10 protein-coding genes are annotated in these 13,946 nt (G+C 63.7%); 5 read left to right on the top strand and 5 right to left on the bottom strand.

From position 1 onward, the window contains the following. The 4 genes from thiH to K8I61_07070 all read left to right on the top strand — a co-directional run. On the top strand, positions 1 to 1,198 hold a 1,198-nt coding region (gene thiH / locus K8I61_07085; protein MBZ0271784.1), incomplete at its 5' end, for a 2-iminoacetate synthase ThiH. Next, positions 1,195 to 1,860, top strand: a complete 666-nt coding sequence (gene thiE, locus K8I61_07080) for a thiamine phosphate synthase (GenBank protein MBZ0271783.1) — start codon at positions 1,195 to 1,197, stop codon at positions 1,858 to 1,860. The genes thiH and thiE, both read left to right, overlap by 4 nt. Positions 1,861 to 1,911: 51 nt before the next feature. Next, positions 1,912 to 3,234, top strand: a complete 1,323-nt coding sequence (locus tag K8I61_07075; GenBank protein ID MBZ0271782.1) for a hypothetical protein — start codon at positions 1,912 to 1,914, stop codon at positions 3,232 to 3,234. 362 nt (positions 3,235 to 3,596) lie between these two features. Beyond that, on the top strand, positions 3,597 to 5,165 hold the full coding sequence (locus K8I61_07070) for a hypothetical protein (protein MBZ0271781.1): 1,569 nt from the start codon (positions 3,597 to 3,599) through the stop codon (positions 5,163 to 5,165). A gap of 21 nt (positions 5,166 to 5,186) precedes the next feature. Here the strand turns inward: K8I61_07070 and K8I61_07065 are convergent, their stop codons facing one another. From K8I61_07065 to K8I61_07045, 5 genes are all read right to left on the bottom strand, one after another. Further along, positions 5,187 to 6,437, bottom strand: a complete 1,251-nt coding sequence (locus K8I61_07065) for a hypothetical protein (protein MBZ0271780.1) — start codon at positions 6,435 to 6,437, stop codon at positions 5,187 to 5,189. Positions 6,438 to 6,489: 52 nt separating this feature from the next. After that, positions 6,490 to 7,608: a geranylgeranyl reductase family protein gene (locus K8I61_07060; protein MBZ0271779.1), complete on the bottom strand. Its 1,119-nt coding sequence runs from the start codon at positions 7,606 to 7,608 to the stop codon at positions 6,490 to 6,492. Further along, a complete protein-coding gene (locus K8I61_07055; protein ID MBZ0271778.1) occupies positions 7,605 to 8,489 on the bottom strand; it encodes a UbiA family prenyltransferase in 885 nt (294 codons plus the stop codon). The genes K8I61_07060 and K8I61_07055 overlap by 4 nt, the downstream gene beginning before the upstream one ends. Then, on the bottom strand, positions 8,486 to 10,420 hold the full coding sequence (locus tag K8I61_07050) for a glycosyltransferase family 39 protein (GenBank protein ID MBZ0271777.1): 1,935 nt from the start codon (positions 10,418 to 10,420) through the stop codon (positions 8,486 to 8,488). Before K8I61_07050 ends, K8I61_07055 begins: the two co-directional genes overlap by 4 nt. Before the next feature lie 94 nt (positions 10,421 to 10,514). Beyond that, positions 10,515 to 12,551, bottom strand: coding sequence for a TonB-dependent receptor (locus K8I61_07045; protein ID MBZ0271776.1), 2,037 nt, complete (start codon positions 12,549 to 12,551; stop codon positions 10,515 to 10,517). Between the two features lie 132 nt (positions 12,552 to 12,683). Between K8I61_07045 and K8I61_07040 the strand changes: the two genes are divergently transcribed. Beyond that, positions 12,684 to 13,946, top strand: a 1,263-nt coding sequence (locus K8I61_07040) for a hypothetical protein (GenBank protein MBZ0271775.1), incomplete at its 3' end; no start/stop codon positions are given.

Below are 13,946 nucleotides of genomic sequence, written 5' to 3'. Positions count from 1 at the left end.
GAGGTACGCCGCGCGCCAGCAGCCCGCTGACCGGCTTCCTTCGGGCCGGCGAATCCCGGGCGTCGTCATGACGCGCGCCGGCTCTTTCGCCGAAATTTTTGAAACGCTCGATCGCGGCGCCATCGCGGCGGCGCTCGATCGCGCGACCGGCGACGACGTACGCGCGAGTCTTTCTCGCGGCGCTCGCATGACCGGCGACGCGATCGCCCTGTTTTCCCCGGCGGCGGCCGAACTCCTTGAGCCGATGGCGCAGTCCGCGCGCGCGGTGACCGAACGGCGCTTTGGCAAGGTCATTCAACTCTACGCGCCGCTTTATCTTTCGAACGAATGCGCGAATGTCTGCACGTATTGCGGGTTCTCCGCGGATGTGGAAATCCCGCGCGTGTCGCTGTCGCCCGATCAGGCGGTTCGCGAGGCGGAATATCTGCGCGAACAGGGCTTTCGCCACATCCTGCTTCTGACCGGCGAGATGCGCGGGCACTACAACGTCGCGGACATCGCGCACGTGGCGTCGCGCTTGCGCGGGCGTTTCGCGTCGATCGGCATCGAAGTCTTCCCGATGTCGCGCGACGAATACCGCATGCTCGCGGATGCGGGCATCGACGCGCTGACGCTTTATCAGGAGACGTACCATCCGGATGTGTACTCGGAACTTCACACCAAGGGGCCCAAAAGCCGGTTCGCGCCTCGCTTTCGCGCGGTGGAGGCGGGGGGAGACGCGGGTTTCCGGAGCCTCGGCGTCGGGGCGCTGCTCGGCCTTGCACCGTGGCGCGTCGAGGCGGTGCTACTCGCGCGGCATGCGGCGTATCTGACGCGGCGATTCTGGAAAAGCCGCATCGCCATCAGTTTTCCGCGCGTGAACGCCGCGGAGTGTGGATTCGCCGCGCCGCATCCGGTGAGCGACGCGGATCTCGCGCAGATGATCGTCGGCATGCGCCTGCTGTTTCCGGATGCCGACCTTGTCCTTTCCACGCGCGAGCCCGCCATGCTTCGCGACAACCTCGTCGCGCTTGGCGTCACGCGCATGAGCGCGGGCAGCCGCACGAACCCCGGCGGCTACGCAACGCTTTCGGAGAGCGAATCCGGCGAGCAGTTTGAAATCAGCGACGAGCGCACCGCCGATGAGGTGGCGCGGATGCTCAAATCGCGCGGTTTCGAGCCGGTGTGGAAAGACTTCGACCCCGCCTTCCTCGCATGACGCGGACGGCCGCGCGCATCGAACGGGCGCGGCGCCTTGCCGATGTCGATCTCTATGTCGTCAGCGGCCAGGATGACTCCGCCGGCCGCACGAGCCTTGATGTCTTGCGCGCGGTGCTCGCCGCGGGCGTACGCATGGTGCAGCTTCGCGAAAAATCGATGCCGATGCGCGCGTTGTACGAGCTTGGTCGGGCATTTCGCGAGGAAACCGCGCAAAGCGGCTGTCTGTTGATCGTCAACGATCATGTCGATCTGGCGCTCGCGATCGGCGCGGACGGCGTGCATCTGGGGCAGGACGATTTGCCGACGGCCGCGGCGCGCGCGATCGCGCCGGATCTCCTCATCGGGCGCAGCACGCACAGCGTCGAGCAGGCGGTGGCCGCCGAGCGCGAGGGCGCGGACTACGTGAACATCGGCCCGATTTATCCGACCCTAACGAAAAAAGGCCATTCGACGTTTTTTGGTCCCGCGATCGTCGGGGACGTCTTGCGGCATGTCGGCATTCCCGTCACGTGCATGGGGGGTATCAACGCCGGGAACATCGACGACGTGCTCGACGCCGGCGCGCGTATCGTCGCGGTCGTGACGGCCGTCACGTCCGCGCCCGATATCACCGAAGCGGCGCGAAACTTGAGGCGGATCATGCTCGGCGGGTTTGATTGATCGCCCCGGTTCCGGCATCATTCGAAAAATCCTGTCGGCGAGGGGATCCTGATGAAATGGCGATTGGCGTGTGCGACCGCGCTGTTTTGCGCGATAACGATGATGGCGCTCGATGGCGCGCATTCGGACGAAAACCTTTCGGCGCGTGACGCGGCGGCGTGGCGCACCGGGGCGGCCGAGGCATTTTCCTCGCGCGAGCTTACGGCCGAGGCGCTTGACGGCGTCCTGGACGAGCTTGAAGCACGGAGGCGAAACGCCATCCAAAAGGGCGAGGAGTATCTCGACATCGCGGACTACCCCGAGCTTGTCCGGCAGCGCGATACGCGTGACCCGGACGCCGATCCGATCGATTCGTCAACGCAGTGCGAGTGCTTCATCGACGAGACCTGCTACGCGGATTTCGAGACGAATCCGGAAAACCCGTGCCAGATCTGCATTTCCGTCATCAAGTCCGACGATTGGGTCGGCAACTCTGGCGTGACATGCGACGACGGCGAATTCTGCAACGGCGACGAATACTGTCTCGGTGAAATTTGCTTCTTCCACGTGGGTGCGCCTTGCGAGGACGACGGCCTGATTTGCAACGGCGAGGAAGGCTGCGACGAGGATCTCGACGCATGCACGCACAGCGGCCTGGAATGTCCCGACGACGGCGACTTCTGCAACGGAACGGAGAGTTGCGAGGAGCCGCTCGGCTGCGTGTCGTCGGACGCCCCGTGCGGGGATGACGGTCAATTCTGCAACGGTTTTGAATATTGCGACGAAGACGCCGACGTGTGCCGCGCGTTCTTTTCGAATCCGTGCCCGGACGACGAGATCTTCTGCAACGGCGAGGAAGAGTGCGACGAGTTGGACGACCTCTGTTATCACACGGGAGATCCATGCACGGAGGATGGCCTGTTTTGCAACGGCATCACGACCTGTGACGAAGGTTTGAACGAGTGCCGCTCGACCAATCCGCCATGCGAGAACGACGATCTATTCTGCAACGGCGACGAGACGTGCGACGAAGTGGACGACACCTGCGGGCACACCGGCAATCCTTGCCCGGATGACGGTCTATTCTGTAACGGCGAGGAGGAATGCGACGAAACGGCCAACGCGTGCCGCAACATCAACGAACCGTGCGCGTTCGACGAAACGTGCGTCGAGGAGTCGATGGAATGCGTCGAACCGGAAGACGACGATGCGGCGGACGACGACGACGCCTCCGACGATGACAGCGGCGATGATGACGACGATGCCGCCGACGACGACGGCGGAGCGGATGACGATGACGCCGCGCCGTTCGACGACGATGATGATGACGACGACGGCGGCGCCGGCCTTGGCGGCGGATCGAGCGACGACAGTTCGGGAGGTTGCGGTTGCTGACGCACGGGTAGATACTCAAAAAACCAAAGACGTACAGGCGTCATGGCGACATCGATTACGTGATTTGAAAGCTGTTGTTAATTCCGCTCGTGATGGTAAATCACGCGCGGCATGCTGGGAGGCGTGGTATGAACGGCTGCAAACGTCATCGCGTGTTTCGTTTTCGTGGGGTATCGATCCTTCTCGTCATGGCGGTTATCACCGTCACCCTTGTCCTAGCGCCCGCGAAAAACGTGGGTGCGCAAGACTTTATGGCTCGGACACTGTTTATCATCGGTAATATCAACGGCGCTTTTACGTATCCGCTGCACGCGTACCTCTGGGATGGTTCAGAGATTTCGTTTGGCGCGGATACAAGGCCGGTGAATCGCGACGGCGGCCCGGTCGGTTTGGCGTTTGATCCCAACACGCGACGCCTGTTCGTGACTTACGAATTTTCGCGCACGCTCGACGCCATCGATCCGTATGACGGAACCCAGATCGATATGGTTCCGCTCGACGGTAATCCGAATCCGGACGACCTCGCCGGCATCGACGTTCTGGAAAGCGCGGGTCACCTGTTCGCGGTCGATCGCGATTCCACCGACGTTTGGCGTTTTGACACCACGACGCTCACGGAGGTCGAGCATTGGAACCTGCCGACAGGCGACGGCGCGTGGGGGATTGATGTCGTCGAGGATATCGACGGCGTTGACACGCTTTTCGTTGCCGATACGACCAACGTGGTGCGTTGGTACGATGTCGATAATCACACGGAAACCGGATCCGCGACATTCCTGCAGGGCATCTGCATCGGCGTCGCCGTGTACATGGACGGTAACGATCCCGTGATCTTCTGCACCGCGGAAGGAGGCGGCCACACCCCGCAGGAAAGCTCCTGGGTCCACTACTACCACACCGGCACCGGCACCGAATCGGGCCATTATCTTGGCAACACGACCGGTCGTGGTATCACTGTCGATCAGCAAAACGCCGTCGTATTCGTCGCGGCCGGACCGGAAAGCGTGTTTCTTGGGAAGCCGACGATCCGCGCCATAGATATCGGTACCCTGCAAGAATTTTCAAGAATCGAACTTTCGGGGTCGAATGCCAACTGGAGCCCGACCGATCTGACTTCGACATGGATGGCCTACAGCACGACCATCACAAAGACGAGTCCCTCGCATCCGGCGGGCGAGATTGAATACGCCGATTCGGTGACTTTCGAGATTACGGTGACAAACCACGCGAGCGTCGCGATTCATGAGCTTCCGCTGCGCGATATCTACGACGCGACGCATCTGCAATACGTGTACTCCGACCCGCCGTCGGACGACAACGTCAACGATGGGCAGATCGACTGGTCCGACCTGATCGCGCAAGCGGGAAGCGACCTGCCCAAAGGCGCTTCGATGACCGTCGAGGTGCATTTTCAGGCGCTGCCGTCCGGCTGCGCCACGTTCGCGCAAGGACAAAACACCGCCTTGATGCACGATGCCGAGGACGAAAACGGCGCGGACATCGCGGACGTCTCGTCCGCGTTCTCCTATGAAATCGATTGCGTATGCACGTCCGACGCGCAGTGCAACGACGGACTCTGGTGCAACGGCGAAGAGACTTGCGACGCGGGCGACTGCGTGGCCGGCGACGCGCCGTGCGATATCGGCGAGACGTGCGTCGAAGCCACGGACGCGTGCGTTCCCGCCGGCGATGACGATGCCGATGACGATAGCGCCGACGACGATGACGATGATGATGACGACGATGACGACGACGACGACGACGATGACGACGACGATGACGATGGCGACGACGATGACGATGACGGCATCGATGACGACGCCTTCGATTACGATGACGACTCCGCCGGCGGCGGGGACGACGATGGCGGCGACGACGATGGCGGAGATTCGATCAGCGAGAACGACAGTTCCGGGCGTTGCGGATCGTGACTTGCCGGCGGCGTGCGCGGATCAGGCGGCGGCAGAACGGGCGATGAGGCGGCGCGTGGCCGTGGCGAGGCCGGCGCTAAAGCCGTTTGCCGGCGTCCCTTCGGCCGCGGCGTAAAGGGGCATCGCGTTCATTGCGTCGGCAAGGCGCGCGCGCATCTCGGCCGCGGGTGTCGCGGCGCGATGATCGCCGATCGCAAGGCGAGCCCGCGCGGTCAGATTCAGATACATGACGGCCTCATTGTTCGTCGCCAGACGTTTCGGATCAAAGAGCGCCTGCCCGTAGTCCCACGGCTCTCCGGCCAGCCGCGCCTCCGTCGCCACGAATAATATCGCATCGAGCCTCGCGCGGCGCAGGCCGTTTGGTGCCGTTTGTCTAAGCCGCAAGGCCGTGTCGATGATGTCCGAAAGCGTCGCGCGGTCGGCCTTGCTGCCGGCGCGGCGAACCCCGTCGAGATGGCGATACACGTGGTGTCCGATCGATTCCTTCAGGCGCAGCGCGGGGGCGGGTGATCCCGCCAGCGCGGCGAGACGGTGCGTCGCCTCGAGAAGGCGATACTGCAACAGGATTTCGCGCGCGGCCGGGTTGGCGAAGGAGTAACGCGAGACGAGGGCCGGGAATCCGCCTTCGAAGACCTCCGCGACGCGGCGCGACGAATCGGTGAACGCGCCGCCTTGCGACCCCTGGCCGAACGCGCGGATGTGTTCCTTGAGGAGCAAGGTCAGATCCTGCGGCTTCTTCGCGTACTTCAACCAGCCGTCGTAGGAGAGCATCATCCGCGCCTTGCCGTGCGCGAGCCAATCGACCGCGAAGAACCCGCGAAGATGGTGAAGCACGACATGGTAGAACATTTCCGTCAGCGTCGGCGACGCGGCGGGCGATTTGCCGGCGCGCTCGGCGTACCAGGCTTGATGCTCCGGCAAAATCGCGCCGTCGCCGGCGCGGTCGGCGCCCGCCGTCACGAAAAGGTCGCGCGAACACAAAAACATGTCGAACGGCGCCAGGTCGCGCGTGGAAAGGCGCTCGGCGTTCGGCGCGGAGAATTGCGTGTTGATCCGCGAGAGATCGAGAACGAGGTAGAACGGATCGGCGATCGTCGCGGCCAGCGAGTCGTCCCACGCGAGCGCGGTTGCCGGCGGTTCCACCGACTCGCCGCGCAGTTCGCGGGACTGGCAGACCGGGCAGTGGAAGGTCCGCGGCGTTACCCGGATCGCTTCCGGCGGCAGGGTCTTTTTCGCTGGGGCTTGCCGGGCGGTCATGATCAAGGGAAACATCGGCAATCCGCCGGCGATCCTTGACGATTTTGGCGCCCGGCGCGGCGATCGGCTACAGGTCCTTGACGACCTTGAGCAGGCGGAAAAAAGCCTCGCAATACAGATAGAAGAATTCCGAAAGCAGCGGTTTTCCGGTGCGTTTCAGGTGCCGCTGGCTGTATTGCACGATGTAGTCGAGCGTCTTGACCGGCGCGTACATCTTTCCGTATTTGATGCGCCGCGAGTAGCGCGCGAGGAAGTGCGAATCGAAGCGATTGCGTTGCAGCGCCTCGACGGCGGTGTGCGCGGCGACCTCGGCGCTCTTGAGACCCAGGAAGATGCCGCCGCCGGTGATCGGATTGACGAACCCGCCCGCATCCCCGATCGCAAGGACGCCCTCGCCGTGCAGCTTGTCGGTGAGGTAGGCGGGGATGAGTCCGCTTGTCGTGCGCTCGGACTTGAGTTCCCGCAGGTCGTCGCGCGTGTTGATCCACTGATTCAGCAGACGGCCGATGTTGCCCTGAAGCTGCCGCGCGGGTCCGCCGACGCCGACGTTCAGCGCGTTTTCGCGCGGAAACACCCAGAAGTAGCCGTAAGGCAGCTTGATCTCGTCGAAGATGAATTCGTATTTGTCGTGCGGCGCGTCCGGCAGCGTCAGCTCCATCGCGACGCCGAAGTGCATCGGCGCTGTCGGCGGCAGGCCGACGCGGCACGCGCGCCACGCGATCGTACGGGGGCCGTCGGCGAAGATGAAGATCTTGCCGCTGTAGTTGACCTTCTCGCCGGATTCGCGGTCCAGACAGGAGAGCGTTTTCGTGTAGGGGTCGTAGTCGAGCGCCTTGGTGTTGACCTTCAGCGTCGCGCCGGCTTTCACCGCGCGCTCGGCGAACCACTTGTCGAACTTGGGCCGCTGGATCGAGCTGAAAAGCGGCTTGTCGGACTCGTAGAGCTTGCGCTTGTTGTGCAGGACGATCTCGATCTTGTTGATCGACCGGCCCGCGATATCGTTCGGAAAGCCGTAAAGCTCCTGCAGAAAATATCCGATGCCGCCGCCGCAGGCGTTGAACCAGCCGGGCGAGTGGTCGCGCTCGACAAGCAGCGTCTTCCATCCCTCGCGCGCGACTTCGTAAGCGGCGTTTCCGCCGGCCGGGCCCGCGCCGACGACAACGCAGTCATAGGTCGATGTCTTCATGAAATGTCCCGAAATTGCGCCAGTCTTGTTATCAATATGACAAGGCCGGCCGCAACGAAAAGCCCCCGGTAAATCGCCTGGTACCGACGGTCATAGGCCTCGTGCGGCTTGGGCCGGAAAAGCGACAGCGCTATAGCATGGAACGGGTAGATCGCCAAGAACGGCCACGACCATTTCCACGGCACGATGCCCGCCGCGGACACCAGCGCCAGATAGGCGACCCAAAAAGAAAAAAAGCCGAAAGCGACCTTCAACATGATGCGCGGGCCGAAGACGACCGCGTTGGTGCGCAGGTGCATTTCCTTGTCGGCGTCGTAATCCATGACCTCGTGATTGAGGTGGCCGGCCGCGAAAACGCCCGCGAAAAAGACCGAAAGCGCCACGCCGGTTGCGTCGATTGGCGCGAACACGGCGTAGCCGAGAAGGAACTGAAGGACGCCTCCCGTGAAGTGGATCACATTTCCCCAGAACGGCCGCGCCTTGGCGAGGATGTCGGGGTGCGAATAGGGCGTCCACACCGCCGCGATCGCGAGCGCGATCGGAAAGCATTGCGGAAACCAGCGGATGTAAAAGAAAACCGCCACCGCGATCCCGGTATAGATCACCGCCAGAAGCTGCCCGGGCGTCACGTCGCCGGTCACCGCCGGATGACCGCCAAGGCGCGCGTTTTCGCGATCGGTCTTAAGGCCGCCCCACGAGTTCAGCACGTAAACGTAAATCACGAGCCCGTAGGTCGGCACGAGAAAGCGGGCAATCGTCATGATGACGTCCGCGTCCAGGCGATCGATCGCGAACAGCACGCCCACGAGCGGAAACCCGCACATGAGCGTGGATTCCACGGCGCGGATGGTTTTCAGGAAAAGGATCGCGCGCCGGATCATCGCATTTCGGGAAAGTTCCGCGTGATGCCGTCTTCGTCGTAGTCGTCAAGCGGCACGAGGCGCGGACCGTCCGGCGTCCACCACATTACCCACGCGGGCTCATTGGGAAAGTGCTTTTCCCTGAACGCGCGATTGCGTTTCGCGCCCAGGTTCAGAAAGAAATTCAAATCGTCGCCGAGCAGTGGGCTCGTGTTGCGATGGCCGGCCACCCACGAATCCTGCGCGTCGGACTTGATGTAGAAATCCGTGAAGACGATTCCCGCTTCGATGCCGCGATCCCGGATCAGTTCGTACGGTTCGTTGATCGGCTCCACCGTCTTTACGAGCGCGCGCAATTCGGTTTGCGTCGTTGTGGCAAAAGCCAGGAGGACGGCGAAGGCGACGAAGGTCGCCGTGTGCTCCGCGGGCGCGATGCCGGCGTAGCTTTTGGCGATCCAGTCGCGCGCGGCGAAGATCCCGCGAGCGGACAGGATGACAAGCGGCGCGAGCAACTCGTAATAGAGCACGGGCCCGGTTTCCGCGACGCCCGGCCAGAAAAAGAAGACGTAAACCGCGAACGTCATCGGCAACGGCAGAAAAAGCAGCCATTCGAAGGCCTTTTTCCCCGGGCGCACCAGCCAGACGAAAAGCGCCAGCAGGCTGATCGGCCAGCCGAACAGCCACACGTTCAGGCGCGCGAAATTGTTGATGAGATTCCGCAGGCCGGCCCGGGGCGTGTGGTAAATGTTCCATGCGCCGCGTTCAAAACCGAAGGGCCCGTCGTGCGGCGTGTTGCCCTCCCACACGGCGTGGTAATTCGTGCGCAACGGCGAACCGTTCACGCGATCGTTCAGCAGCAGATATCCAGCCGCGAACACGGCGAGAATCGCCGCGAGCACGACGATCCGCTTCGCGTTGCGGCGCGCCGCGAGGCGAATGCGGGGGCGGCCGTTTCGCTCGACGCGCGCGAACATGGACGCGGCGAGGATCAAGGCGGCCGGGCCGGCGAGCAAGATCGCGGTCGTACTGCGGATGTGGAACATCGCGCCGAAACAGATCGCGGTGAGCGCGGTGTCGCGCCATCCGCCTCCGCGCGCGGTTCGCAGCGCGAAGACGCCAAACCACGTCAGGAAAAGCAGCGTGGACGAATGCGCGAGCAGGGTCGCGCTTGTCATCAGGAACATTGGCGAGGTGACAAGCAGCACGGTCGCGACAAGCGCCGTGGCGCGGTCGTACAGATCGCGCGCCAGGACGAAGACGCCGATCACGGTCAGGAACGCCGCGAGCAGATTCATCAGGTGCGGAAGGCCCGCGAAGATGCCGGGCAGAAGGAAAATGCTGTGCCCGAACGGATATTGCCCGTAAACGGTGCCTTCGTTGACGAGAAAGATGTTGTCGCCGAAAAGCCGGTCCTCCGGCGGCAGCGAGGGCAGGGTCAGGCGCCCGGAGGCCAGGATGCGCGCCTGGAAGACGTACACGTTTTCGTCGTCGGTGATCGGCGTGCGGTCAAGGACGAAAAAGGCGACGGCGATGGAGGCCGCGGTGGCGATGCCCGCCGCGGCGATCGCGAAACGGCGCGCGTGCTTGTCGTCGGCGACAAGGCGCCGGCCAAGCGAAAGGATCGCCGGCCCGGCGCGCCTCGCCGTCGCCAGCGTTAGCATGAACGCCGCCGGCAAGAGAAGGAGCAGGGCGGACATGAACATCCGCTCCTCGCGCGTCAACGTGAGGATCCAGTTTCGGCCTTCGTCGTCCCAACCGTATTTGCGCATGTCGGCGAAACCACCGGCGAACGTATCGATCAGGAAATATCCGCCGATGAGCGCGAAGGACCAGAAAAGAAGGAAGAACGGCGAAAAAGGCTTCGCGCGGGCAAGGTCTTCCTCGGGCGCGAGGTAGAACGGATCCTCGTTGGGGCGAAGCGCCGACGATGTCGAGATAATTTCTTGCGTCATTTCCATTTCGAAAAGCGTCAGACGTTACGGATATTCGCTTGGACAAGTCAACGCGATCGGCGTTCGCGGCCCGAGCGCCCGGCACGCCGCGCGGTCAGAAGCGCAGTTCGACGCCCCCGTGGAGGAATCGCCCCGGCATCGGATATCGGCGCGCTGTTTCGTAATACACGTCGGTCAGATTGTCACCCGCGACGTAGAGCTCGAAAAGCTCGCGGTACGTATACGAAATTTTGGCGTGCAGGAGCGAATAAAACGGCTGGCCGCCGATCGCTTCCGTTTGCGGGTCATCCCACGCGCCGACGTATTCATAGCCGATCATCGCGCCCAGGCCGAACGGAAATCGGTAGCCCGCGAGCACGTTCGCGAGGTGCCGCGGTTGAAAAAACGCATCGCGTGACGCATCCGTTTCGCGCGACTGCTCAAACGTGTAGTCCGCGCGCACGTGCAGACCCTCGAACGGAGCGGCGGCGATCGCCGCGGTGCCGCCGCCGGACACGACCTCACCGAGATCGACATGCGGTCCCGTCTTGTCCCCGGATTCAGACGTCGCGTATCCGATCGCGCCGTCAACCTGATGGCCAAATCCGACGAGCGTCGTCGTGATATGGCGCGGCCAGCGCTGGCGCAACCCCAATTCCGCCTGACGAATCGTTTCCGCCTCAAGCTCACGGTCGCCGAACTCGGGCGTCAACACCTGATCGGGCGTCGGGTGACGCGAGGTTTGCGAGGCGGAAACATGCAGCGTACCGCCTTTGTAGGGCGTCACGACGATGCCCGCGCGGCAGGCGGGGTTTTCGTACGGATCCGTTTCGAGCGTCACGCCTGTTGCTGATTCGCGCGCCAGCGTGGCGCGATCGAAACCGCCGCCGAACGTGAAGGCGAGCCAGTTCGTGGGGCGGATGTCGTCCTCGATCGCCGCGTGGAGCGAGGAAAGCGTCCACGCGACGCGCGGGTCGGCCTCGATCCACGTTTCGACATCGCCGCGCCGGATCTCGCCCGTCAGACGCACGCGCGACCATCGCCCGAAATCGAGCGTCGGCCAAAGCGCCGCGCCGAAGATCAGGTCCCGCTGGTGATGCTGCGTGCGGGTGTTGTCATCGAAATTCGCGGCTCCGGCGACGTCGCGCCGGACGAGGTCCTCATGCACATACCCGACGCCGCCGATCTCGACCTCGTCCACGGGATTCGAAAACAGGTTGAGTTGCGCCGTTGCGCGTCTTCGGTAGCCGAAGCGGTCGAACACGCCGCGCCGCCCGCCGATTTCGTTCGGCAACTCGGTGACGTCCTCGTCGTATGAACCGGTCGCGTACACGTTGATCACGCGGGGAATCTCGACGCCCGCGCGCCCGCGAAAGGCGTCGCGCCGCCGGGCCGTGCCGCGGATCGCGCCGTTGTGCGCCTCCTGGAATTCGTTTTCGAGCTCGGCCGGCGCGGGGGCGGATTCGCGGTCGTCGTGACTCGCGGACGCGGCGTAGGTGAAGGCCTCCTGCGTGTCGCCAAACCATAACCGGTACCAACCGGCCTCGCGGTCGCCCAGGTCCACACCGAACGCGCCGGTGAATTCGTCGCCCGCGTGCCGGGTGAAGATTTCGACGACAGCCGCCGCGCGGCCGGTGTCGTAACGCAATGACAGCGGTCCCTGGACGACGCGCACAAGCGCCGCGCCCGCGAGCGAGATGCGCGACAAATCCTCCGAGCCAAGCAGCGCGTCGCCGACGGGAACGCCGTCGATGATGACGGCGATCTTCGTCGCATCGAAGCCGCGCGACCGGGCGATCGTCCGTTGCCGGCGGCCAATCCATTCGCCGTTTGTCACATGCATGCCCGGCACGAGCGTCAGAAGGCTCGCCAGATCGCGCATATGCAAGGCGGAGATGTCGTCCGGCCCGAACTCCCAGACGGTCGCGGAATCCTCGCCGGCCGCGTCGCGTTCGGGATGAAGGCGGCGCGCGGTGTCGAATTCGTGGTAAGTGCGATCGAGGAAGGGAGAAAGGAACGGATCCTCGTCGCCCGCCTCGGCCGCGGCCGGGCGCGCGGGAACGGCGACAAACCCGGCCAGGGCTGCCAGCAGCGTTGCCGCAACAGCGGCACGGACAAGGATGATGTGGCGGAACGGCGATTTTCGAGCCATGAAGCCCCTTTGGGTCGGGCAATCTTAGTGGGGGGTCAGGGGGCGCGCAATCATTATCCGGACCATACGGCCGGCGAACGGCGCGGCTCCTTGCGGCGATCCGGTTCGCGAACTTAAATGGCGGTCAGTCCCATGACAATCGACGACCGAGCTTTGGCGCGGCTAGCGCCGACGGATTCGCCCCGAGGCGCCGCGACCGTTTTTCTCGCGTTCGTGCTGCTTACGTTTCTCGTTTATGGCGGCGGGATTCGCGGGCCGTTTCTCTACGACGACGATGCGTATATCTCCGGCAATCCGACAATCAAGGATCTGTCGCGCGCGTTCGCGACGTTCGGGCGCCCGGAGGCGTTGACCGGCGGGCAATTCAACCATCTCGCCTACAGACCGCTCATGCCGATCGTGTACGCGATCTTGTACGCGCTGTTCGGCGACGCGACGCCCGGCTACCACGCGGCGAATCTCATTATTCACGCCGCGGCCGGCGTTTTTGCTTTTCTTGTCATGCGGCGGATGCGCATCGATCCGCGCGCCGCGCTCGTCGGTGCGGCGATCTGGCTTTTGCATCCCGTGCACGTGGAAAACGTCGCCTCGGTGAGCGGTCTCGACGACATCCTCGCCGCCGTCTTCGCGATGGGCGCAATCCTGGGAGTTCTCGGCGCGCGTCCCGTGGCGGCGGCGGTCTTCTTCGCGTTGGCCCTGATGGCCAAGGAAAGCGCGCTTGTCGCGCCGGCTCTTGCCTTCGCCGTTCTGGCGCTGCACTCCGATGGCCCGATCAAAACGCGTCTTGTCGATTCCGCCAGGCGGATCCTGCCGCTTTTGCTCGTGGCCGCGGCGTATCTACTTGTTCGCGAGCACTTTCTGCCGTTTCTCGACGAGAAGGCGCCCGCGCGCGACACCGCGACGGCGCTTTTGCTCATGCCCCAGGTCTTCCTGACGTACGTGCGCCTGTTTTTTTTGCCGGTCGATTTGCGTATCAACTATTTCTATGACGTCGAACGGCTCGTGACGCCGCCGTTTTTCATGGGCGCGGCCTTGATGGCGGCGCTTTTTGCCGGCGTGGCGTGGACGCGGCGGCGCGAACCGCGCGTGGCGGCTGGACTGCTCTGGTTTTTCCTCGCGTTTCTGCCGGTTAGCAATCTGATCCCGTTGCGCGCGCTTGCGGGTGAGCGCTTCCTTTATCTGCCTTTTGTAGGATCGATGATCGCGGTCGCCGCGATCGGGGCGCGGGCTCGGGGGCGCGTGGCGGGGATGGCCGCGATCGTCACGATAGCGGCGTTTGCCCTGTTATCCGCGGATCGCGTGCGAATCTGGTGCGACGAGGAGGTGTTCTGGAAGGACATCATCGCGAAGGAGCCGCGATTTTCCGAGGACCAGGTCTACGAATCGAGCCTGGCG

The organism is bacterium (assembly GCA_019912885.1).
Lineage (GTDB): Bacteria > Lernaellota > Lernaellaia > JACKCT01 > JACKCT01 > JAIOHV01.
Note: the sequence above shows the minus strand (reverse complement) of the source record. Positions and strands in the feature narration are given on the sequence as shown.